Genomic DNA, 21,067 nt, shown 5'->3' with positions numbered 1-21,067 from the left:
ATAGAATAAAGAGCAAGCTAAAAGGACTAAGTCCTGTAAAGTACAAAAACTTAGTCCTTAGCGAAACCACTTAGTTTTATCAACCTAGCCTTTAATCCTGTGTTTAAGATTTGGGGGTTGGTTCAAAAATGGGGTGTTTTTTTGTTGGGTTAGGTTTGGCGATAGTTTGGTGCTTCTTTGGTAATCTGCACATCATGGACATGAGATTCTTTCATGCCTGCTGATGTTACCTTTACAAAAGTCGTATTCTTACGCATCTCTTCAATGGTGCAACAGCCTGTGTATCCCATTGATGATCTCAAACCGCCAGTCAGCTGATTGATGATGCCTGTTACAGGACCTTTATAAGGCACACGACCCTCAATCCCCTCTGGAACAAGTTTATCCACACCTTCTTTGGCATCTTGGAAGTAGCGGTCAGATGAGCCATTTTGCCCACTCATTGCCCCTAGCGAACCCATGCCACGATATGCTTTGTAGTAGCGACCTTGGAATAATTCTACCTCACCTGGAGCTTCTTCTGTACCCGCCAAAAGACTGCCCACCATGATGCACGACGCCCCTGCAGCTATTGCTTTTGCCATATCGCCAGAGAAGCGGATACCACCATCAGCGATGAGCGGAATGCGATCTTGCAGTGCTGTTGCAACATTATCAATGGCACTAATCTGTGGCACGCCAATACCTGCAATGATACGAGTGGTACAGATAGAGCCTGGACCAATCCCAACTTTAACAGCATTTGCCCCCGCATCCATGAGTGCCAATGCCGCATCACCTGTGGCAATATTGCCACCGATTACCTGAATATTTGGATAATTCTTTTTAATCCACGCCACACGATCAATTACGCCTTTTGAATGCCCATGTGCAGTATCTACGATAATCACATCGACATTTGCCGCAACCAGTGCTTCAACACGAGCTTCTGTATCCAAACCTGTGCCGACAGCCGCACCCACACGCAGACGACCTTTTTCGTCTTTGCAGGCATTTGGGTTATTTTCAGCTTTAGTAAAGTCATTGACTGTAATCAAGCCTTTTAGTCTAAAATCATCATCAATCACCACCACTTTTTCAATGCGGTGCTCATGTAGCAGTGCCTTAATAGTCTCTTGTGGAGTACCCTCTTTGACCGTAACCAACTTTTCTTTTGGAGTCATGACATTCGCCACAGGCTGTGCCAAATTGGTCTCAAAGCGTAAATCACGATGAGTAACGATACCTACAACCTTATCTGTGCCACGCTCAACCACAGGAACGCCACTGATTTTATGCTCACGAGTAATACGAAGTAGCTCACCTACGGTTACCTCCGGATAAACCGTTACAGGATCAGCAACCGTACCTGCCTCAAATTTTTTGACATGGCGAACACGACTGGCTTGATGCTCAATGCTCATGTTCTTATGTATGATACCTAGTCCACCAAGCTGTGCCATTGCAATCGCCATCTTAGATTCTGTTACAGTATCCATGGCAGCAGAGATGATTGGCAGATTAAGGTTGATATCGGTGGTTAAGCGAGTGGTTAGGGTGGTTTCTTTAGGTAGGACTTCTGAATAGGAAGGCAATAGTAGCACATCATCAAAAGTGAGTGCATCGTAGGCAATGCGTAGCATAGGTTATTTCCTTTAGAGCTTACCTGCTTGTGATGACAAAAGAACTAAACAGTCATCAAAAGGCAGGTTATGCAGGTTGTAAAATAACGATGTATTCTATCAAAAATTACGACAAAAAAGCAAATGATTTTTGATATTTTTAACATATATCCAACACGTCTTTAGCAAAAATCCCTAACATACCACTGGCATTTATAGAAAAATTTTGGCATAATTAATAAATTTTAACTAAAATACACACCGCATTACTATTAATTTTTATGAATCAGTAGCCATAAAGATTATTAAGTAATCCTAGCCAATCACCGATAATCCCTGAAACTTTTTACCACAACCTTAATGGAAAATAACACAATGATAAAGCTGCGTACCATCATCACCACATCATCTTTATCTTTGGCACTTGTTTTGAGTGCATGTAGCGAAAATTCTAACGCTCAGGTCTCAACAACAAGCACCAGTCAATCAGCCAATAAACAGACCACACCGCAAGGCAACTCCAATGACCCATTGGTGTCGGCGTTGCAAGCAAATTTAAAAAAATCAGGCGTTGAGCTGACCGTAAAGTCTGCCACACCCACTTCAATGGACGGTATCTATTGGGTAAGTTTTGATGAAGCACCGCCCATGTTTTCAGATGCCAAAGGCGAACATCTAATCCAAGGGCAAATTGCCAATATTGGTGGCGAAAGACCAGTTGACATTACTGCCGCCCTTCAGTCCACACTCACCAAAGAAAAACTCACCAAAGTAGATCCGACTGAGATGATCACCTTCCCTGCCACAAATGAGACCAAAGCGGCCATTTATGTTTTTTTTGATCCAACTTGCCATTATTGTCAAAAGCTACACAGCGAAATTGACGACATTAACGCCCAAGGTATCGAGGTGCGTTATTTGGCTTGGCCTAGAAACGATAGATTTATCGAACTCACCGAGGCCATCTGGTGTAGTAGCAATCGTCAAGACGCTTTAACACGAGCTAAAGAAGGCGAAAATATCACCGCACCTGCCTGCGACAACCCTGTCAGAAGTCATATAGAGCTTGGTCATCAAATCGGTGTTAGCGGTACGCCTGCCGTCTTTACCGAATCAGGGCAACAAATTGGTGGTTATTTACCCGCTAAAGAGCTTGCCAAACTTGCAATTGAATATAAAGATTGATGGTGAAACACTTAGTGATTTAGGAGACTTGCTAAAACACAAGAGAACACAAAACAGAAGATAAAAAATTTTGTGAAGCATCTAGCAAGTTTGTCAAAGTTATGATAAGTTAAGCACCCATCTTTTATTAAAATAGACAGAATCTGAGAGCGTCTTGTGAACAAAACCATTAATCTTGCCGTATTAGGCTTAGGTACTGTCGGTACTGGCGTGGTCAATCTACTAAAAGACAATACCGATGAGTTGGCTCGTCGCAGTGGTCATGTCATCAATATCACCCATGTTGGCACACGCCGCCACCGTGATGATATTGACCCTAGCATTCAACAGAATGCTGACCTGATGACCATTGCCCAAGCTGATGATGTGGACATCGTCATTGAGGTCATCGGTGGTACTGATATCGCCAAAGATGTCATCATGCACGCCATTCGCCATAAAAAACATGTTGTTACCGCCAATAAGGCTCTACTGGCAAAATATGGCAACGAAATTTTTGCACTTGCTGATGAATATGGCGTACAAGTGCGTTATGAAGCAGCGGTAGCAGGTGGCATTCCGATCATCAAAATCATTCGTGAAGCCCTAGCCGCCAACAAAATAGACTGGTTGGCTGGTATCATCAATGGTACAGGCAACTTCATCATGACTGAAATGCAGACCAAGAATCGCAAATTTGGTGATGTGCTTGCCGAAGCTCAAGTGCTAGGCTATGCTGAAGCTGACCCTACTTTTGATGTTGAAGGCATTGATGCTGCCCACAAACTATCACTATTGGCATCTATTGCCTTTGGTATTCCCATTCAGTTTGACAAAGTATATTGCGAAGGCATCACCAAAGTCAGCCTACAAGATGTGGTCTATGCCAAAGAACTGGGCTACAACATTAAACATCTAGGCTTTGCCATTCGCCGTGAAAATGGCTTTGAACTGCGTGTTCACCCAACGCTAATCCCAGACACCACCCTACTTGCCAATGTGCATGGCGTAAAAAATGCGGTGATGGTTGATGCCCATCCACTGGGTCAATCGCTGTACTATGGCGATGGTGCTGGTGCTGGTGCAACCGCATCGGCAGTCATGGCAGATGTGATGGATTTGATTTATGTCATCACTGCCGCCACACCAAGCGATGTTCCCCATCTTGCGTTCGTGCCAGAAGAGCTATCAGATACTCGCATTTTATCTAGTGATGAGATGACCTGCGGTTATTATCTGCGACTGACTGTCAAAGATGAACTGGGTGTACTGGCTGACACCACTCGCATTCTAAGTGATAACGGCATTAATATTGACGCCATCTTGCAAAGAGATGCCCACAAATCAGGACTTGTGCCAATTATTATCTTGACACTGCCCGTCCTAGAAAAACAAATGAATCAAGCCATTAAACAAATAGAAAAACTATCTGCCGTTACCGAACCTGTCGTTCGTATTCGCCTAGAAAGTTTAGATGAGTGATTATTGGCAAGTTATTCATGACCATCAAATGCGGTCTTGTACCATCGCATTTAAAAAAATCTGAAACAAAACTTAAAATAAAAAAAGAGCATCAATGAGTGATGCTCTTTTTTTATTTAAAAACCAACCGATGTGGGCTTAGCTACATCAATATTCGTCAAACTCGTCTCCAAGTCGTCCCTGCACGGCCATCTTCAAGCTCCACGCCCTGCTCTTTTAATTGTTGGCGAATCTGGTCAGCACGAGCAAAATCCTTGCTTGCCTTCGCTTCTGCTCGCTGCTTGATGAGTGCTTCAATCACATCAGCAGACAATCCATCATCATCTAGACTGGCTTGCAAAAACTTGCTGGCAGACGCAGTCAATAACCCAAGATTGCTCGCTAAGGTTTTTAATAGCAAGCCATATTGTAAGGCACTTTGTTCATCACCTGCTTTCATCGCCTTGTTAATCTCGCCTGCCACCAAGAACAGCACGCTCACTGCTTTTGGTGTATTAAAATCATCATTCATCGCCAAGATAAAATCCTTGACAAAACCTTTAGCAAAATCCTGCAAAACGATGGTATCATCAACCACAACCTTACCTACACTCTCGGCTGATTTTAGAGCATGATATAAACGACTGATGGCGGTATGACTCTCATTTAAAGCAACATCAGAGAAGTTCACCTGACTACGATAGTGGCTCGATAGGATAAAAAATCTGATGGTCTCGCCATGAAACTTAGCAAGCACCTCTTTGATGGTTGAAAAATTCCCCAAAGACTTACTCATCTTTTCACCATCAACATTGATAAACCCTACATGTAGCCAATGGTTGGCATAGGTCTTACCTGTACAGGCTTCAGATTGAGCAATCTCATTTTCATGATGCGGAAACTGCAAATCATGCCCACCACCATGAATATCAAAAGTCTCTCCCAAGCAAGCCCCGCTCATCGCCGAGCATTCAATATGCCAACCCGGACGACCATCACCCCACGGGCTTGCCCATGCTGGCTCGCCTAATTTGGCTTTTTTCCACAGTACAAAATCAAATGGATTGCTCTTGTCGCTTGCCACCTCAACACGGCTACCTGCTTGCATATCGTCAAGATTTCGCTTAGAGAGCTTGCCATATTCTTTAAAGCTATCCACCGCATAATACACATCTCCGCCTTTGGTGTAGGCGTGATTTTTATCCATCAGCGTACCAATAATATGTTGCATCTCGCCGATATGCTCGGTCGCTTTTGGCTCAATGCTTGGACGCAGACAGCCTAAAGCGTCAGCGTCTGCATGCATGGCAGTGATGAATCTTGTGGTAAGCTCGGCAATCGTCTCGCCATTTTCATTGGCACGATTGATGATTTTGTCATCGATATCGGTAATATTACGCACATAACAAACATCATAGCCTAATGCCAATAGATGACGATAAATCACATCAAACGCCACCATCACACGAGCATGTCCAATATGGCAATAATCATATACCGTCATGCCACAAACATACATACCCACCTTGCCTGCTTGTAACGGCACAAAAGGCTGTTTGTTTGCACTCATGGTGTTATAGATGACTAGGTCGTGCTGATGACTGGTGAACATACTCATGGCTTATCCGTATTATGACTGACTAAACGCATTATCATACCTAAAATTCCACAAAAATGCCATCATTTCGCCATAAATCTCTTAAGAGAATCACGACAAGAAAAAGACAACAATGTCCGCAGGGATAATGGATATGTTATAAAATCAGCATTGTTAGATTGCCGGATGTCTTGATGAATGAGTGCTGATTGTGGGTTTTATGAGAAAATACAGGATTATACAAAACAACCATCTCAGATTATGCCAGAAAGCCATAAAAAAGGTATTTACATACCTATAAACAACATCAGTTGATTGAATTATTGCAGTCTTTATCCTTACCATGCTCAATGCTAAAATTAAGACCTACATTCACATTATTTGAGAAAAGGTATAACCGAATAGCATTATTGATACAGCCATTAAAAAGATATATAATACTTTAGATATCAGTAGGTTTGGTTACTTTTGGGTATTGCATTTTACAAAATTTACTGGTAATGTCAATCACATCAACGGCATAGAAAATTTTTGGAGCCAAGCGAAACGAACGCTCCGAAAATACAGCAGAATTGACCGAAAAAATCTCCCTTTATTCTTGAAGGAATATGAATTTCGGTCTAACTTTGGAACACCAAAAGAGCAGTTAAAAACACTGCGAAAATGGTGTGGGATTTAGGGCTAATCTATGTCAGTCCCAAAATGAGAAATCAATGATTTATGAAACCAACCATAACTTATCGTCCTGAAATTGATGGACTAAGAGCATTGGTAGTTCTTTCTGTTATTTTTACCATCTTGATGATCGCTGGATTTCGGGCGGTTTTATTGGGGTGGATATTTTCTTTGTGATTTCGGGCTATTTAATCACTAAAATTATTGCCACAGAAATAATGGCAGGGGATTTTTCATTCCATCACTTCTATACACGAAGAATTAAACGGATTTTTCCTGTTTTTATTTTTTACGCTTACCTATTTATTGCCCGATTCAATATATTCGGCATTAGGATTAAATAACACCTATTATGCGTCAAACTTACGCTTTCCGGAGCTATTGGCTGGGTCTATATTAGCGGTTATAAAGATGGTATCCAAACGCCTGTTTAATGGAGCTATTGGCTGGGTCTATATTAGCGGTTATAAAGCCGATAAAATGGAAGGAAAAGTCCCAATATTATGTGAGTTTCATTGCTTTTTTCGCATTGCTAGCTTGCTTGTTTTTATTCCATAAAGAGATGCCTTTATTACTAAAGGGCAGTTTATTGTTGCCTTGTGTTTTAACGGCAATATTAATTTCTTCAATGGAAAACAGCCAAAGTCTGATAAAGAAACTCTTTTCTTCTAAGCCAATGGTGTTTGTCGGAAAACTATCTTATTCATTATATTTATTCCATTGGCTGTTTATTGCTTGGGTGCATTATATCACGGCAGAGCAGCAATTAAGTTTTAATGTTGTTCTCATTATTCTTGGTGCAACTTTTATTTGTTCCTTATTAAGTTATTTTTTATTGGAGAAACCGATTCGAAAATCGGCCCTTTCATTTAAGATCTGTGTTTTTAGAGAAATATGGCTTAGATCGGTTTTTAAAACCAATTGAAGAGTTAGGAAATAAAGCAGAAAGCAATCAGCATATCTTTAATTTGATTAAAGATATTCCTAATGTTCAATGGGTTGATCCCACAAAATATTTGCCTCAAGAATATTTTATTAATGGTATTCCGCTTTATATCGATCAAGATCACTTAAATTCTTTCGGCTCATTCTATATGGCAGAACGGTTCCATAAAAATGAACACTTGCTTATGGCAGATGAGGTAGAGAAATTGAGTAAGTAGTGTCGTTTGAGCAAAAGCGTGCTAAAATTGGCACGCTTTTCTTCCGCCCATTCGCTAGGGCGATATTTGCAAATTTTTTTCAAAAAATGACCGCTTATTGGCGGTTTTTTGTTTGAGGAACAAAAAGTAGAAAGAAATCATGCCGATCGGTTTCACTGCTAAATGCCAACCCTGCGACTAAAAGTGCGGTGAGGATGAGCAGGATTTACCCCCCCCTGCCCCCACAAGCGGAACAGAAATTAGCTTATCACTTGGATTAATTTCCACGCCACCGCCCACGCAGAGAACAGCATAATTAGCCATTATCTTAATCACACCCTGCCTAAAAAAGCTGCCGATGAATTAAGTGGCAACACAGATGTCCAAAATGCCGTATATCGCCACCTGCTCACCTTTTTTGGGCGTTATAAGGGCGACACCTACGCCATTCCCTACAATGGCGAAGAAGTATTGCTCCATTGGGCAAACAAGGACCAATATTACACCAAGTCGGGCGAAAACTTTGCCAATTACCGCTTTAAATTATCGGACGGACGAGAAGTCTTTTTTAAATTAAATCAAGCTGATACTGCCAAAGACAATCAAAAAGACAACGATTCCAAACGCTTTTTTGCTCTTGCCAATGCCCAAATCGATGACAATGACAATGACAATGACAATGACAATGACAATGAAATTTTACCCATTTACGAGTCTGATAACGGACAAGTTTTAACCATTTTATTTGATTACAAAGCCTTTCCCAAATCCGCCAAACAAGACAAAATTTTGGCAGACGATTTGGCAACCATTTCTGCCAATGAAACGGTGGCAACAAACTGGCAGGCACTGACAGAAAAAATCCCAACAGACAAAAATAAAGAACGCACGCTATTAGAAAAACATTTAAGCGACTACACCGCCAAAAATACCGCCGATTATTTTATTCATAAAGATTTGGGTGGATTTTTAAAGCGTGAATTGGATTTTTATATCAAAAACGAAGTGATGAATTTGGACGATATTGACAATGCTCAAACCGCCGACCATATTGCCCAAAATTTACACTTAATTCAAACTTTGCGTGCCATTGCCTTTGATATTATTGCCTTTTTGGCACAATTGGAAAATTTCCAAAAACGACTTTGGGAAAAGAAAAAATTTGTTGCCGATTGTCATTATTTAATCACGCTGGATAATATTCCAAGTCAGTTTTATGATGAAATTTTTGCCAACGAAAAGCAAATTCAAGAATGGCAAAACTTATATGGTGCAGAGAATATCAAGCGTGAAAATGTGCATTTGGTTATCAATACTTCTTTGTTTCATCACGCCTTTCAAGCCAAATTATTGGCGACTTTTGATGATTTGGACAATCAAATCGGCGGTACAATCATTCATAGTGATAATTTCCAAGCCCTAAATCTGCTACAAGCCAAATATCAAGGGCAAGTCAAATGTATTTATATTGATCCGCCTTATAATACACACGCTTCTCCTATTATTTATAAAAATAAATATCGCCATTCAAGTTGGATTACCTTAATACAAGATAGAATTTCTCTTGGATTGAATTTGGCACAACAATCTGCGATTCAATTTACAGCAATTGACCACACGGAATTATTTAATCTTGGAAAACTACAAGATTTTATTTTTAAAGAGGAAAATAGAATTGCAATTATACCTATCCAACACAATCCAAAAGGATGATGCGGTGGAGTATATGATTTTGCAGAGGCAAGCGATTGGGCAAGTAGCTGATTTTATGGCAAACGAATGGATAAGAAACAATCGTGTGGTAGAGATTTTGCCTGAGCTTGAAAAGCCTGATTATGAATTGCTTATGCTGTATGCCTCACAGCGTTATCCGTCTGCGATAGCGAGCAAGTTTGTGGAATTTATCGCAGAGAAAACCTGAGCCTAAACAAGCGGCAAAAAGCAGTAGGATTTTGCCAATTTCAGTTCAACCGATTATGATAAACATATCAATTCTCCAACGCTCCAAAATGAAACACCTATTTCTCTTTCTTCTACTGCTCTCCCACACGGTACTTGCCGAAACATGGCAAATCGGCATTCTCGCCCAGCGTGGGGAGGTTTATACCCGCAGCCACTGACAGCCGTGGGTGGATTGGTTGAATGAGCAGTTGCCAAGTGAGCAGTTTGAGCTGGTGCCGTTGGGGTTGGGGGAGGCGAATAGTCGCCCTGATTTGGATTTTCTACTAACCAATCAAGCACAGTTTTTCTATCTCAATAATCAGAATGTGCGTTGGCTTGCGACGCTGAGTAATCCGTATGCCAATACCTGCCACCAAAATAAGACCTTTCAATCATACGGATAGTTGGATTCATAAAGTGCCGCAATATAACAGCCCATAAAATACCCCCAGTACAAACACAGGCGTACTGAGGGTATTAGCTTTGGCTTTTTCACAACAACGGTAAATCCACCTCAACGCACGATTATGATAAAATCTGCAATCCTTTCAATAAGTTCAGCTTCTTCTTCACAAACTCGGCTTTAAGTTCTTTTAATTCAGCTAAATTGGCTGCTTCGCCTTCTAACAATTCCCCGTCTTTAGTCAAGGATTTGTTCATTGCCTTTAGACGCTTCCAAACATAGTTTTCCAATTTATCCTGCTTAATGCCTTGTAAATATCCGGCAATAAAAAGCAATTCAACATCATTGCAGTAAATCCCCGATCCCGTTACAGGGCTAGCCATCACACCCATCTCCGTTGGACTCAGTGCATGATCGACAATCCGCTGGTTGAGTTGCTCACACGACTTCTTATTCCGAGCAATAACATCATCGGAGTGTGCCAGCATAATTTCATTTCTTGCCTCTAAAATAGCCAACAGTTCAAAAAATGCCTTTGTCGGAATCTCTTTCTCTAGTTTTTTCCGTAGGGTCGCAACCGAATGAATTTTATAATCCGATAAAATATCCAACAGTGCATTGATATACTTTTCGTTCAAATTAACCTGAACACTGTAGGTCAATGTGTTTTTAACATTTTCTCTGTCTGTTGTTAGAATAATGCTCAGTTTATTCCAAATTTGCTCTTTTTCTATATCGGTTAGCTCTCTTTTGCCTTTAACCCACAGGTCTCGTCTAAATGTCCGATTTAAAAAGAAATCTTTTATCGTCTGTCTCAATGAAGGATCTTTAATGCCCGCCAAAAATGCCATCTGTTCTTCATTAAAGAGTGATAATGTGTAATCATCAACATAGTTTGCAGAACACGCAAAACTCATTTTAGCTTGCTTTAAATACGCCTCCATCTCACTAAAATACATTGGTTGCCAATGTTCATTCAAATACTCGTGAGCGACATAACGAGCATCCATACCAGCTATATGTTCTATTTCTTCTACAAGCAGTGGTGCTTTCTTAGACATCGCCGAACAGAGTGATACGGTTTGTTGCACTGAGGATAATGCAGATTTTAAATTCTCACCGCTGCCTTGCATTGAAGGCTGCATCTTATAATATTGTTCAACTAAATGTCGTAATGGTGCTTTTGTTGACCAACCCGGCTGAGCGTTATAACTAATATACAAAACGCCGCCAACCTTTAACTTACGCTCAACAAAATCAACGATAACTTGCTGATTTTCCGGCGAAATCCAAGAGAAAATACCGTGAAGACTGATATAGTCAAAGTCCGGCAAATCCTCTCTGGTGCAAAACGCTTGAAAAGATTGATCGGATAAAAATAAATTTTCCTTACCTTGAGCAAGATTTTGGGCAAAGAGTGCGTGAGCAGGATTAAAATCCGTACCATACCATTGGGCATTATTATTTGAATGGATGTTAATCGATACCCCCATTCCAAAACCAAGTTCGCAGGCATTATACTGATTATCCAAAATAGCCGGCGGGGCAATATTTTCCATCAACAAAGGCAAAATACAGCGTTGCGGATTCAGATCCGGATAATACCCCACTGTATAATTGATATCTTTCATATAGCCTTCAGACCAGTCAAACATTAAAACATCTCCAAAAAAATAAAGGGCTGTAGTAAATAAAACCTAAATTCCACACCATTTGCAGTGTTTTTACTGCTCTTTTGGTGTGTTAAAGTTAAACCGAAATTCACATTTCTTTAAGAATATTCGTTTCAGGGCAATTATTATACCTTAAATTATTTAGTTTTTAAAAAAATATTAAAATAAAATCCAGATTTATTTGCATCAAATGCCTATTTCTATCAGATAAAGCAATCCATAAAATGGCATTTCTTTTGTTTCTATTATCCGACTTTTTTATTGTTTAATGAATAAGCACTTTTCAAAGTATATATCGGTCTTTCTCAGACCCCAAAAAAGCCTTTCATCTTAGGCGAAATCAAAACAGCCGTAACCGAGCTATCAAAAGTCTTATCGGCTAGTTTTGAACAAATGCTTTTATCAGTAAAATCCGCCAAACTTTCATCATCTTTTTCGCCTTTGTTGATGAGATTGCCATCTTGCTTTAATTTATTTTAAATGACATCAAAAGAATCACGAATGGTTTTTAAATCCAGCCCCAACCCACGCTATAATACACCTTGTATTGAGCGATGCTAACAACAATATTTACAAAGCCAAACAAATCATCAATAACAACTATCAAGGCGAAATTACTTGACCCACAAACCCTTCCCCTGCATCGCTTGCGGTCTATGCTGTCGCCATGTCTATAAAAGCGAACAAACTGCTTTTTTGGACAGGGGCGATGGTATTTGTCAATTTTTGGATACCGATACCAATCTATGCCAGATTTATGAGACTCGCCCATTAGTTTGCCAAGTTGAGCGTTATTACCAGATGCATTTTCAGAATAAAATAGATTGGGAGACTTTCGTCAATCTCAATCTTGAAGCTTGCCATCAACTTCAAAACCAAACGCCAAAATAGCACTTACTTTTTATAAATTTTAATACCAAAATTTAGATGGTCTCATAACCGTCCATAGCTGATAAGTTTTGGGCTGATTTTGCCAATTTGACTTTTAATACCAGCATGGCTATTGGCAATTTGTATGTCCATAATATATAGAATATTATCATTTTTAATCATAGCGATATTATCAACTTGACCTTCTAGTGCATAAACACGGTCAGTTAAGTATATGATTTAATCGGTGTGCGTGTTATTTACAAGAGCGGTCATCGTCAAACAACTTGCCAAAATGACAGTCAAAACATTTTAGCCCATCACTAAATACTCCACATACCCAAAAAACACCGCTCCAAATAATATGTAGAGCGGTGTAATCACATCATTTTAAATCACATAAATCCACGCTCATATTGTCGTGGTACAAACTGCATTTCAGAGCTATCTGCCCGATTTTGTTGATATTGGGCGTTTAATACCCAATAAGGGTCTCTTAAAAGCCCACGCCCTACCGCCACAAGGTCGGCATCGCCTGCACATAATACATGGTCGGCAAGGGCGGGGTTGTCAAGCAAGCCTACTGCAATCACAGGCTTGCCTGTTACCTCTTTGACCTTGCGAGCAAGCGACACTTGATAGCCTGCACAAATCTCTGGGTGATTACCTTTGTGCAATACGCCATCGCCACCACCACTCACATCAAGCATATCTGCCCCTGCGTCCGCAAATCGCTTAGCAATCTCCACACCATAATCGCTGTCAAAGCCATCTTTGCCATATTCTTGGGCAGAAATGCGAACAATCAAAGGCATATCCGCAGGCATTACCGCCTTACACGCCTTGATGACTTCCACACCAAACAATGCTTTATCTTGACCGTATTCATCGTTACGCTGATTGGATTTTGGCGAATAAAATTGATGAATCAAATAACCATGTGCGGCGTGAAGCTCAATCGCATCAAAGCCTGCATCCACCGCTCTTTTGACTGAATTGGTAAAGGCCTGCACCAAGTCTTTGGCTTCTTGTGTGCTCAGCTCTCTTGGCGTAATCAGATTTTGCCCAGCATAATCTAGCTCACCATAATGAATGGGGCTTGGGGCTACAGCATTCGGTTCGTCTTGAGCTTTTCTACCTGCATGAGCGATTTGGATAGCGATTTTAGCACCATGGGCGTGAACGCTGTCCACGATTTTTTTGAAAGCGTCTTTTTGTGCATCATTCCACAGTCCCAAGCAATTAGGGCTTATGCGACCGTTAGGGGCAACATTGGTCATCTCCACGATAATCAAACCCACACCACCCACCGCACGGCTTGTATAGTGGACAAAATGCCAATCATTTGGCATGCCGTCAGTTGCTGAATATTGACACATTGGCGGCATAACGACACGGTTTTTTAATTCTAGGTTTTTGATAGAAAAAGGGGTAAAAAGTTGGCGGATTTTTGCCATGTTAAATATTCCTAATAGACATGAATCAGATTATTATAGCAAGCTTGCCATACTAGCAATATTTATTATTGTTACAAATAAGACAGCTTTGTAACCACAGTCAGATTGTTATCATCATTTTAAAAATGAATAATCAATCAGACGACTGTCCATAGTTCCTAGCTCCAAATAGAGCCGTTCCCACTCTCACCATTGTTGCCCCATTTGCCACCGCATCTTCCATATCTGCACTCATGCCCATGCTCAAAGTATCCCAATGGGCAAATTCACCCAAATCCGCCATCTCATCAAACAATGCTTTGGCTCGCACAAACGCATCATGACTGTCTTTGGCAGGGATAATCATCATGCCACGCAAACACAGCTTTGACAAACTTTCCACCTGCCGTGCCAAAGTGAGTAGTTTATCGGGCTGTACGCCAGATTTGGTATTCTCATCATCAATATTAATCTGAATTAGCACATTAAGTGGGGGCAGCTCACCTCGTTGCTCATTGAGTCTATTTGCAATCACCTCTCGTTCAATGGTATGCACCCAATCAAAATGAGTGGCGATGTCTCGGGTTTTATTCCGCTGAATACTACCAATATAATGCCATGTGATTGGCAAATCGGTTAGCTGACTTTGCTTACCAATCGCCTCTTGCAGATAATTCTCACCAAAATCACGCTGTCCGCAGTCAAATAATGTTCTAATGTCAGATTCAGGCTTGGTTTTAGATACTGCAAGCAGTTTGGCTAGGGTTTTTTGTTTGCTTTGCTCATTTGCTTGATTGAGTGCGTTGGTAACTTGTCTATAATGGTTAAACAGTTCGTCTTGTCGCATGACCATCTCTTTTATCTCTTGTTCCTTACCTAATAAAGTACTTAGGTTTATCATATTTACTGTTACCATATCAGTGTATCATGACCACCCAATCTTTTTAAGCAATTTTATAAAATTTACATAAAATGATTGTTTATCAACCCAAAAACATGATTTAATAACTCATAAATCCACCATGAACGCCAACATGATTACAACACTTGCCGACCTGCTTTGCTATGCCAAACAGATGCACGCCTCAGATTTGCACTTATCTGCAGGCGAAAAGCCTCGTTTGCGTATTGATGGCGATATCATGCCGATTCAGACTGCTGTGCTTAGTCATGATGACATCATACGGCTACTTAGTGAAATAATAAATAAAAAACAGCTTGATGAACTGACACAACAAAAAGAACTGGACTTTTCTTTTGAGATTGTCGGACTGTGCCGATTTCGTGCCAATGCTTTTTATCAAAGCCGTGGTATATCGGCAGTCTTTCGCTTGATTATCGACCAAATACCACATATTAACGACTTAGACCCTAGTAACACTTTCAAAAAATTATGTCAATTAAATCAAGGTCTGATACTCATCACAGGGGCGACAGGCTCAGGTAAATCCACCACGCTGGCTGCCATGATTGATTATATGAATCAGCATCGCCCCATACACATTTTAACCATTGAAGACCCCATCGAATTCATACACACTTCTAAAATTGCTCTCATCAACCAGCGTGAGATTAAAAAAGACACGCATGATTTTGAGCAGGCACTAACATCTGCCATGCGTGAAGATCCTGATGTGATTTTAATTGGCGAACTGCGTGATTTATCCAGTATTCGCCTTGCCCTACGAGCGGCAGAAACAGGTCATCTGGTCCTTGCAACCTTACATACCAACAACGCCCCCAAAGCCATTGATCGCATTATTGATGTCTTTGATGCTCACGAAAAAAACCTGATTCGTTCCATGATTTCAGAATCGCTACAAGCCGTCATCTCCCAAACCTTAATCCCAAAAATCAACGGTGGGCGTGTGGCAGCCTTTGAAATCATGATGGCTACACCTGCCATTCGCAATTTAATCCGTGAAAACAAAGTTGCCCAGATGCGTTCGGCAATACAAACAGGAATGTCTGATGGCATGATGAGTTTTGATGGTAGTCTAAGACAGCTACTTAATCAAGGTCTGATTGATAGACAAACCGCCCTAAGTTTTGCCAATGAGCCTGAACGACTTTAGTGCCGCTTAATGAATTTAACAGCTAATTTGTTCACGACCAATAAAAACAAAAATAACCTAAACAAGTAGGTTATTTTTGTGAATAAATCTAATATAACACTTGCCAAATTTGGCTGTTTTTTTAATCAATTTAATTATCTAGCGTCTTTTGACACTCTTCTTTATCACACACCCCGTGCAACACCAAAGAGTGTGCCGACAGCTTAAAGCCATACTGCTGTGCCACTTTGGTTTGCTCATCTTCGATGACTTTGTTGTTAAACTCAACAATTTTACCACAAACATCGCACACCAAATGGTCATGATGGTCTTCTTGGACAATCTCAAATACTGACAGATTATTTTCAAAGTTGTGTCGCTCAACAATGCCTGCCTGCTCAAACTGGGTCAGCACACGATACACAGTTGCCAAGCCAACATCTTCCCCTTGTGTCGCCAACGCACGATACACATCTTCTGCACTCATGTGATGATGCTCTGCGGTCTCTAAGAGTTCTAAAATCTTGATGCGTGGCAGGGTTACTTTAAGCCCTGCTTTGCGTAAATCTTTATTGGTAAATGCCATAATTGTCTAACCTATGTCGTTATGATTGATTTTATCAAATGTTCATGAATGGTTTATTATCATCTGATAATCAATTACAAAATGAATGAAACATACTTTATCACATTTTCCTGTAAATTACACCCCAAAACCCATATATTTTAAGTAAAAATTTGTCAATAACTCCCATTAAACAAATCAACCCATATCCACAGCATATCGCTGTTTTTCACACTAAAACCTGCATTTAATCACCAAAAATACGGCACAAAAAACTTGCATATTTGGGCACTTGCGTTTAATATGTTAAAAATTTAAATGGCGAAGCACCCCTTTGCAAAATAATCAAAAGATAATACCATCAGAGACAACACCATGAAAAAAATCCTAACAGCCACCCTGCTGGCATCAATAACCGCCCTATCTGGTTGTAGCATATTTCGTGTCTATACCATCGATTTGCCTCAAGGCACGCCCATCACCCAAGAAAAAGCCTCTCGGATTCAGGTGGGTATGAGTGCCGACCAAGTGCTGTATCTACTCGGTAGTCCTGCTGTGCATGACACCCTAAATCCTAATCGTTGGGATTATATCTATGACTACACCGCAGGCACTGTGGGTAAAAGAGAAGGCAAGACTAATATCAAAAATGCCAGTCAATACATGAGCATCTACTTTCAAAATGGTCGTGTGGTGCGTATTGATGGGCATGATAGCCTACCTACAAAAACACAAAAAGCCCAATAACACTTGTGGTCTCACTCTAGACCATAGACAGCCATCACAACAATAAAAAAGCACGCTAAATTTTGCGTGCTTTTTGTTTTTAATGATTGATAAAGCATTAAGCCACCAACGAATCATCATGGGTTTAGACTTTTATTTCTAACTTGTTTTTTGGATTTTTGTTTGCGTCTGGTCATTGGGTCATATGATAAAGCACGATAAATCTCCACCCTATCGCCATCATGCAGTGGTGTATCTAGGCGTTTTTTTTGTCCATAAATACCGACATACCAAGCCTTATGATTGGGACTGGCGTGCTGATTGTCCGCACACCAGCTGGCAAACTCAGACAATATCGGCATATCAAGCCAACCGCTCATCTGCAAAACTTGCCAGACCGTTGTGCCATCAGGAATATCCATCTCGGTGTACAGTTGCTCGCCTTGTTTGGCAACATAAGCCAAAGCCACACGCACCATTACATCAGCCATTCTGTTACCAAACCCACAAAAGCAACCAAGACCGCCATAGGCACAACAATGCGAATCAGTACACGCCAGACATTATAACGAAGCTCGCTACCAAAATTTAGTATCTTACGCAAATGGCTGATTTTCATCACAAAGCCTGCAAATATCGCCAGTACAACAACCGCAACCAAACTGATGACCGACAGAACAATGAGTAGCACGCTTGATGGTAATAAACCAAATGCCAAACCAAGCACCAATAAAATTACTCCACCTACCATCATGCCAAAACGAGCAATCAGCTGACCACCGGCATAGGACAACAAAAACGCTGCGACCAACAACATACCAACGCCTGCCACCACAAAGGAGGTCTGATTAACCATCGCACTGCCTGCCAACAGTGCCAATGAACCAAAAATAAGCTGTGTAAACCAAATCGGCAAAATCATGCCTGTCAAAGATTTCTTAGCATCGACCACCTCTAAGGTCGCATTGACGCTACCGAACCAATACAGACCCGTACCCACACCCACCGACAGTAGTGCAAGCAACACGGCACGACCCCACTCACCAAGCGTAACCTGCGTAAGCACAGGTATGCTCACACCACTGGCCAGACCACCATCAAATAGCGATATCAGCGAACCCACCAAAATCAAAAGCAAACCTACAGGCAATAAGCGAGACTTTAGCAGACTTAAAATCAACACAACAATACTTAAGGCTGTTGCAATGCCTATGCTTGGCACGCCAAGATTGTCAGCCACTTGTGGCATGTGCATCTTAAAACCCCCTGCCACATAAGAGACAATATTGGCAGCAATAAGAATAGACACCAGTACCGACAATCCTGCAAAGATTCGCCATACCATAGACGCATCTGCCTCTCTGGTGAGTTTTTGCATACCAAGCCAAGGGGTCTGACCGCTACGAGCCGACAGAGCAAACTCCGCAAACAAAACGGGTAGCCCAACCACACTCATCGCCACAAGCCAAATTAGCCAAAAATCCAATTCCCTTGCCATGTTTGGTGGAAGTTGGTGTGCAAATAACAACGGCAATGCACACGCCACAAAAAACATCAGTTGTCTTTGAAACATAGTCTAGCCTTATAAAAAAGATACTCCATTGTATCACAAAACCACATCAATACGTAGACAACAAAAAAACCCCAGATGGGGCTTTTTGTCAGTTTTGATGATGATTATTCAAATCATGTTTAAAACACTGCTAAAATCAGTGAACAGCAGCCAAGAACTCTGATAAAATCTTAATGTCTTTGTCAGACAGTTTGGCAGCAACCATCTGCATCATGCCTTTCTCGCCTTTTTTGGCAGAGTCATTAGTACGCACTTGTTCGGCCACCAGACCTTCATCTTCACGACCTGCCGCACGGAACAGTTTTAATTGTGTGGCTAGATAAGTTGCATGCTGACCACCCAAGCGTGGAAAAGCAGCCCACTCATTGCCAGAGCCTTTAGGGTCATGGCAACCAGCACAAGGAATGATACCACGAGTCTTATCACCACCTAGATACAATTTTTGAGCAGCGGCGTAAGTGGCTTTATTACCATAACCTGGTGCCCAAGGAGCTTGAGAAGCATAATAACCTGCAACATTCGCCAAGTCTTGCTGGGTAAGATTGGCAAGTTGAGCTTCCATCACACCGTTACGGCGAGCTTTGGTTTTAAAATCTACAAGTTGCTTGTATAGATATTTGACATTTTGACCGCCCAAATTTGGCTGAGCAGGTGCAACGCTAACACCATCAACACCGTGGCACGCACCACAGTTAACATCAACAATTTTTTTACCCGCTTCAATGTCATAGCTTGGTACGGTAACGATGGCACTAGCACCCATGCTGGCAATACCGAAACCCATAGCAAGGGCAAGTTTGGCGAAAGTGGTTTTATTGGCAGGTTTCATAACAATTTCCTACTAACTACTGGGCAACGCCCAAGTCTTGGGTTTTGTTCAAAATAACTCAAAGTACACGACATCAATCTTTTGATGCAAATCAATACATCAGAATATCTGCTATTATAGCAAGACTTCACTAAATTTTCCTACAGAAATTGTGGTTTTAGTAACATTTTTTTCATTTTTTTTATCTTTCTTTGAAAAATAAGGCAAAATTTAACCAATCTAATGTATCTTACTGATTATTTATTAAAATATATTCAATATTGATAAATAATCATAAATATTATTCATGATAGGCAAACAATGAGCCTACCACCACTCATTATTCAATTTATTTTTCCATGTATTCAATCAGCCGAGCAAAATCATCATTACTGCAAGTCTGGCACAACCCCATCGCAGGCATTCTTGGCATTCCTTGACGAGTGTTTTTAATTAAAGTATCCACTCCTTTTTGGGTCTTTAACCGTTCCCATGTGGCTTTATCGCCTTTTTTAGGAGCATTTAGAGCACCACTGTCATGGCAGGTAGCACAGGTATCTTTATAGATACTAGCAACATCAGCATGGGTAATGCTTGCAACCGATAAAGCAAGGCTTGTAACGATTGTTTGTAGTAATTTTGACATAATAACTTCCGCTAGGATTCAATAAGAGAACGGCCGTTTTCTCTATTGGCTTTATTATGCAAGTTTTTTGCTAAGATGCAAGGGATATTTGGTAATTATTACAATTAAGGGTTATTATCAAGCTGATTACTCACAAGTCTTATTAAATTTTGTGATACTTGCCATCAAAGCGGACTGGCAACAGCATTTTTATGATGATTGATAAGCACCATTATGTAGCACTTGCACAAAACCAACCACAATAAAAGCAGTTCTTTGGCTGCTTTTTTCTTTGATTTGATTGTCTGTCTAATGGATTTAGCTGCTTTCTAAGGTATTTGTCGCCCACTGATAGCGTGTTTCGCCTTTTCTTATTCCTGTTTGGATGACTAAGCCCTGTTGAACCAGTGGTCTTAGTGCATTATAAACGGCTTTGCTGTGTCCTTTATCAGGCTCTGCACTTGTGTTTTTGGCACTGTCTAGCATCAGTGCTTGTTTTGCGATTTCATGCGTTAATAATGGCTTATCTGTTTGTTTTAGCACCTGCACTACTAGGGTTTTGATACTATTTTTAAAAGCGGATGTTCTTAATTTGGGCAGTTGGTCTATTTCGCCCATGATTTTAGCAGCTTGGGTGAGAATGTGAATTTGTTGGTCAATCTCTTGGATTTGTTTTTGTAGTGCCTGTTTGTGCTTGATAAGTTTATCAATTCTACTGGTAATGTCGCTGCTGATATGAGATTCTGCCATATT

At 40.8% G+C, this 21,067-nt stretch carries 24 protein-coding genes and 2 pseudogenes; 13 read left to right on the top strand and 13 right to left on the bottom strand.

Going from position 1 to position 21,067, the window contains the following annotated elements:
• Nucleotides 1-149: 149 nt before the first annotated feature.
• Complete coding sequence (gene guaB / locus ACERC6_RS05965; protein WP_373628163.1) at nucleotides 150-1,622, bottom strand: IMP dehydrogenase; 1,473 nt, start codon at nucleotides 1,620-1,622, stop codon at nucleotides 150-152.
• Nucleotides 1,623-1,976: 354 nt separating this feature from the next.
• Here guaB and ACERC6_RS05960 point away from each other — a divergent pair, with 354 nt between their 5' ends.
• Entirely contained in the window at nucleotides 1,977-2,786 is an 810-nt protein-coding gene (locus tag ACERC6_RS05960) for a DsbC family protein (RefSeq protein ID WP_373628162.1), read from the top strand.
• 156 nt (nucleotides 2,787-2,942) lie between these two features.
• Nucleotides 2,943-4,247, top strand: a complete 1,305-nt coding sequence (locus ACERC6_RS05955; protein WP_373628161.1) for a homoserine dehydrogenase — start codon at nucleotides 2,943-2,945, stop codon at nucleotides 4,245-4,247.
• Between the two features lie 157 nt (nucleotides 4,248-4,404).
• On the opposite strand, the gene cysS is transcribed toward ACERC6_RS05955, so the two are convergent.
• A complete protein-coding gene (gene cysS / locus ACERC6_RS05950; protein ID WP_373628160.1) occupies nucleotides 4,405-5,844 on the bottom strand; it encodes a cysteine--tRNA ligase in 1,440 nt (479 codons plus the stop codon).
• Between the two features lie 376 nt (nucleotides 5,845-6,220).
• On the opposite strand from cysS, the pseudogene ACERC6_RS05945 reads away from it, so the two are divergent.
• The 5 genes and pseudogenes from ACERC6_RS05945 to ACERC6_RS05925 form a co-directional block, all read left to right on the top strand.
• Nucleotides 6,221-6,502: pseudogene (locus tag ACERC6_RS05945) on the top strand (IS1595 family transposase); the annotation flags it as partial.
• Nucleotides 6,503-6,543: 41 nt separating this feature from the next.
• A complete protein-coding gene (locus ACERC6_RS05940) occupies nucleotides 6,544-6,675 on the top strand; it encodes a hypothetical protein (RefSeq protein WP_373628159.1) in 132 nt (43 codons plus the stop codon).
• Nucleotides 6,657-6,842, top strand: coding sequence for a hypothetical protein (locus tag ACERC6_RS05935; protein WP_373628158.1), 186 nt, complete (start codon nucleotides 6,657-6,659; stop codon nucleotides 6,840-6,842). Before ACERC6_RS05940 ends, ACERC6_RS05935 begins: the two co-directional genes overlap by 19 nt.
• A gap of 89 nt (nucleotides 6,843-6,931) precedes the next feature.
• Nucleotides 6,932-7,423, top strand: coding sequence for an acyltransferase family protein (locus ACERC6_RS05930; RefSeq protein WP_373628157.1), 492 nt, complete (start codon nucleotides 6,932-6,934; stop codon nucleotides 7,421-7,423).
• Nucleotides 7,377-7,661, top strand: coding sequence for an SGNH hydrolase domain-containing protein (locus tag ACERC6_RS05925; RefSeq protein WP_373628156.1), 285 nt, complete (start codon nucleotides 7,377-7,379; stop codon nucleotides 7,659-7,661). The genes ACERC6_RS05930 and ACERC6_RS05925 overlap by 47 nt, the downstream gene beginning before the upstream one ends.
• A gap of 177 nt (nucleotides 7,662-7,838) precedes the next feature.
• On the opposite strand, the gene ACERC6_RS05920 is transcribed toward ACERC6_RS05925, so the two are convergent.
• A complete protein-coding gene (locus ACERC6_RS05920) occupies nucleotides 7,839-7,964 on the bottom strand; it encodes a hypothetical protein (protein WP_373628155.1) in 126 nt (41 codons plus the stop codon).
• A 147-nt stretch (nucleotides 7,965-8,111) separates the two neighbouring features.
• On the opposite strand from ACERC6_RS05920, the gene ACERC6_RS05915 reads away from it, so the two are divergent.
• The 3 genes from ACERC6_RS05915 (at nucleotide 8,112) to ACERC6_RS05905 (ending at nucleotide 9,985) form a co-directional block, all read left to right on the top strand.
• Nucleotides 8,112-9,353, top strand: a complete 1,242-nt coding sequence (locus tag ACERC6_RS05915; RefSeq protein ID WP_373628154.1) for a hypothetical protein — start codon at nucleotides 8,112-8,114, stop codon at nucleotides 9,351-9,353.
• Between the two features lie 4 nt (nucleotides 9,354-9,357).
• Nucleotides 9,358-9,561, top strand: coding sequence for a LysR substrate-binding domain-containing protein (locus tag ACERC6_RS05910; protein WP_373628153.1), 204 nt, complete (start codon nucleotides 9,358-9,360; stop codon nucleotides 9,559-9,561).
• Nucleotides 9,562-9,769: 208 nt separating this feature from the next.
• Nucleotides 9,770-9,985, top strand: coding sequence for a hypothetical protein (locus ACERC6_RS05905; protein ID WP_373628152.1), 216 nt, complete (start codon nucleotides 9,770-9,772; stop codon nucleotides 9,983-9,985).
• A gap of 121 nt (nucleotides 9,986-10,106) precedes the next feature.
• Here the strand turns inward: ACERC6_RS05905 and ACERC6_RS05900 are convergent, their stop codons facing one another.
• Entirely contained in the window at nucleotides 10,107-11,639 is a 1,533-nt protein-coding gene (locus ACERC6_RS05900; protein WP_284674135.1) for a methyltransferase regulatory domain-containing protein, read from the bottom strand.
• A 42-nt stretch (nucleotides 11,640-11,681) separates the two neighbouring features.
• Nucleotides 11,682-11,765: pseudogene (locus ACERC6_RS05895) on the bottom strand (IS1595 family transposase); the annotation flags it as partial.
• A gap of 510 nt (nucleotides 11,766-12,275) precedes the next feature.
• Here ACERC6_RS05895 and ACERC6_RS05890 point away from each other — a divergent pair.
• The gene (locus ACERC6_RS05890) at nucleotides 12,276-12,548 is read left to right on the top strand and encodes a YkgJ family cysteine cluster protein (RefSeq protein ID WP_373628151.1); all 273 of its coding nucleotides are present in this window, start codon (nucleotides 12,276-12,278) and stop codon (nucleotides 12,546-12,548) included.
• Nucleotides 12,549-12,922: 374 nt separating this feature from the next.
• Here ACERC6_RS05890 and ACERC6_RS05885 read toward each other — a convergent pair whose 3' ends face one another.
• Together ACERC6_RS05885 and ACERC6_RS05880 are read right to left on the bottom strand one after the other, a co-directional pair.
• Entirely contained in the window at nucleotides 12,923-13,984 is a 1,062-nt protein-coding gene (locus ACERC6_RS05885) for an NADH:flavin oxidoreductase/NADH oxidase (RefSeq protein WP_284674133.1), read from the bottom strand.
• A 133-nt stretch (nucleotides 13,985-14,117) separates the two neighbouring features.
• Complete coding sequence (locus ACERC6_RS05880; RefSeq protein WP_373628167.1) at nucleotides 14,118-14,810, bottom strand: YggS family pyridoxal phosphate-dependent enzyme; 693 nt, start codon at nucleotides 14,808-14,810, stop codon at nucleotides 14,118-14,120.
• 187 nt (nucleotides 14,811-14,997) lie between these two features.
• Between ACERC6_RS05880 and ACERC6_RS05875 the strand changes: the two genes are divergently transcribed.
• Nucleotides 14,998-16,038: a type IV pilus twitching motility protein PilT gene (locus ACERC6_RS05875; RefSeq protein WP_373628150.1), complete on the top strand. Its 1,041-nt coding sequence runs from the start codon at nucleotides 14,998-15,000 to the stop codon at nucleotides 16,036-16,038.
• Nucleotides 16,039-16,168: 130 nt separating this feature from the next.
• On the opposite strand, the gene fur is transcribed toward ACERC6_RS05875, so the two are convergent.
• Nucleotides 16,169-16,603: a ferric iron uptake transcriptional regulator gene (fur, locus tag ACERC6_RS05870; protein ID WP_284674131.1), complete on the bottom strand. Its 435-nt coding sequence runs from the start codon at nucleotides 16,601-16,603 to the stop codon at nucleotides 16,169-16,171.
• A 354-nt stretch (nucleotides 16,604-16,957) separates the two neighbouring features.
• Here fur and ACERC6_RS05865 point away from each other — a divergent pair, with 354 nt between their 5' ends.
• Nucleotides 16,958-17,329 carry an outer membrane protein assembly factor BamE gene (locus tag ACERC6_RS05865; protein WP_284674130.1) on the top strand — a complete coding sequence of 124 codons (372 nt, stop codon included), beginning with the start codon at nucleotides 16,958-16,960 and terminating at the stop codon, nucleotides 17,327-17,329.
• Nucleotides 17,330-17,445: 116 nt separating this feature from the next.
• On the opposite strand, the gene ACERC6_RS05860 is transcribed toward ACERC6_RS05865, so the two are convergent.
• The 5 genes from ACERC6_RS05860 to ACERC6_RS05840 all read right to left on the bottom strand — a co-directional run bounded on the left by ACERC6_RS05860 (nucleotide 17,446) and on the right by ACERC6_RS05840 (nucleotide 21,064).
• The gene (locus ACERC6_RS05860) at nucleotides 17,446-17,799 is read right to left on the bottom strand and encodes an RnfH family protein (protein ID WP_373628149.1); all 354 of its coding nucleotides are present in this window, start codon (nucleotides 17,797-17,799) and stop codon (nucleotides 17,446-17,448) included.
• Nucleotides 17,787-18,881: a hypothetical protein gene (locus tag ACERC6_RS05855; protein WP_373628148.1), complete on the bottom strand. Its 1,095-nt coding sequence runs from the start codon at nucleotides 18,879-18,881 to the stop codon at nucleotides 17,787-17,789. Before ACERC6_RS05855 ends, ACERC6_RS05860 begins: the two co-directional genes overlap by 13 nt.
• Nucleotides 18,882-19,017: 136 nt before the next feature.
• Nucleotides 19,018-19,710 carry a cytochrome c gene (locus ACERC6_RS05850; protein WP_373628146.1) on the bottom strand — a complete coding sequence of 231 codons (693 nt, stop codon included), beginning with the start codon at nucleotides 19,708-19,710 and terminating at the stop codon, nucleotides 19,018-19,020.
• Nucleotides 19,711-20,038: 328 nt separating this feature from the next.
• Complete coding sequence (locus tag ACERC6_RS05845; RefSeq protein ID WP_373628145.1) at nucleotides 20,039-20,335, bottom strand: cytochrome c5 family protein; 297 nt, start codon at nucleotides 20,333-20,335, stop codon at nucleotides 20,039-20,041.
• Nucleotides 20,336-20,632: 297 nt separating this feature from the next.
• On the bottom strand, nucleotides 20,633-21,064 hold the full coding sequence (locus ACERC6_RS05840; protein ID WP_373628144.1) for a hypothetical protein: 432 nt from the start codon (nucleotides 21,062-21,064) through the stop codon (nucleotides 20,633-20,635).
• Nucleotides 21,065-21,067: the final 3 nt, after the last annotated feature.

This window comes from Moraxella sp. E33BD (assembly GCF_041807865.1).
Taxonomy (GTDB): domain Bacteria; phylum Pseudomonadota; class Gammaproteobacteria; order Pseudomonadales; family Moraxellaceae; genus Moraxella; species Moraxella haemolytica.
Note: the sequence above shows the minus strand (reverse complement) of the source record. Positions and strands in the feature narration are given on the sequence as shown.

Coding starts and splice junctions, on each gene's coding strand:
- ACERC6_RS05885 (WP_284674133.1), bottom strand. CDS start 13,984: ATGGCAAAAATCCGCCAACTTTTTACCCCTTTTTCTATCAAAAACCTA.
- ACERC6_RS05845 (WP_373628145.1), bottom strand. CDS start 20,335: ATGTCAAAATTACTACAAACAATCGTTACAAGCCTTGCTTTATCGGTT.
- ACERC6_RS05920 (WP_373628155.1), bottom strand. CDS start 7,964: ATGGCTAATTATGCTGTTCTCTGCGTGGGCGGTGGCGTGGAAATTAAT.
- ACERC6_RS05940 (WP_373628159.1), top strand. CDS start 6,544: ATGAAACCAACCATAACTTATCGTCCTGAAATTGATGGACTAAGAGCA.
- ACERC6_RS05875 (WP_373628150.1), top strand. CDS start 14,998: ATGATTACAACACTTGCCGACCTGCTTTGCTATGCCAAACAGATGCAC.
- ACERC6_RS05840 (WP_373628144.1), bottom strand. CDS start 21,064: ATGGCAGAATCTCATATCAGCAGCGACATTACCAGTAGAATTGATAAA.
- cysS (WP_373628160.1), bottom strand. CDS start 5,844: ATGAGTATGTTCACCAGTCATCAGCACGACCTAGTCATCTATAACACC.
- ACERC6_RS05855 (WP_373628148.1), bottom strand. CDS start 18,881: ATGTTTCAAAGACAACTGATGTTTTTTGTGGCGTGTGCATTGCCGTTG.
- ACERC6_RS05930 (WP_373628157.1), top strand. CDS start 6,932: ATGGAGCTATTGGCTGGGTCTATATTAGCGGTTATAAAGCCGATAAAA.
- ACERC6_RS05860 (WP_373628149.1), bottom strand. CDS start 17,799: ATGGCTGATGTAATGGTGCGTGTGGCTTTGGCTTATGTTGCCAAACAA.
- ACERC6_RS05850 (WP_373628146.1), bottom strand. CDS start 19,710: ATGAAACCTGCCAATAAAACCACTTTCGCCAAACTTGCCCTTGCTATG.
- ACERC6_RS05900 (WP_284674135.1), bottom strand. CDS start 11,639: ATGTTTGACTGGTCTGAAGGCTATATGAAAGATATCAATTATACAGTG.
- ACERC6_RS05865 (WP_284674130.1), top strand. CDS start 16,958: ATGAAAAAAATCCTAACAGCCACCCTGCTGGCATCAATAACCGCCCTA.
- fur (WP_284674131.1), bottom strand. CDS start 16,603: ATGGCATTTACCAATAAAGATTTACGCAAAGCAGGGCTTAAAGTAACC.
- guaB (WP_373628163.1), bottom strand. CDS start 1,622: ATGCTACGCATTGCCTACGATGCACTCACTTTTGATGATGTGCTACTA.
- ACERC6_RS05960 (WP_373628162.1), top strand. CDS start 1,977: ATGATAAAGCTGCGTACCATCATCACCACATCATCTTTATCTTTGGCA.
- ACERC6_RS05880 (WP_373628167.1), bottom strand. CDS start 14,810: ATGCGACAAGACGAACTGTTTAACCATTATAGACAAGTTACCAACGCA.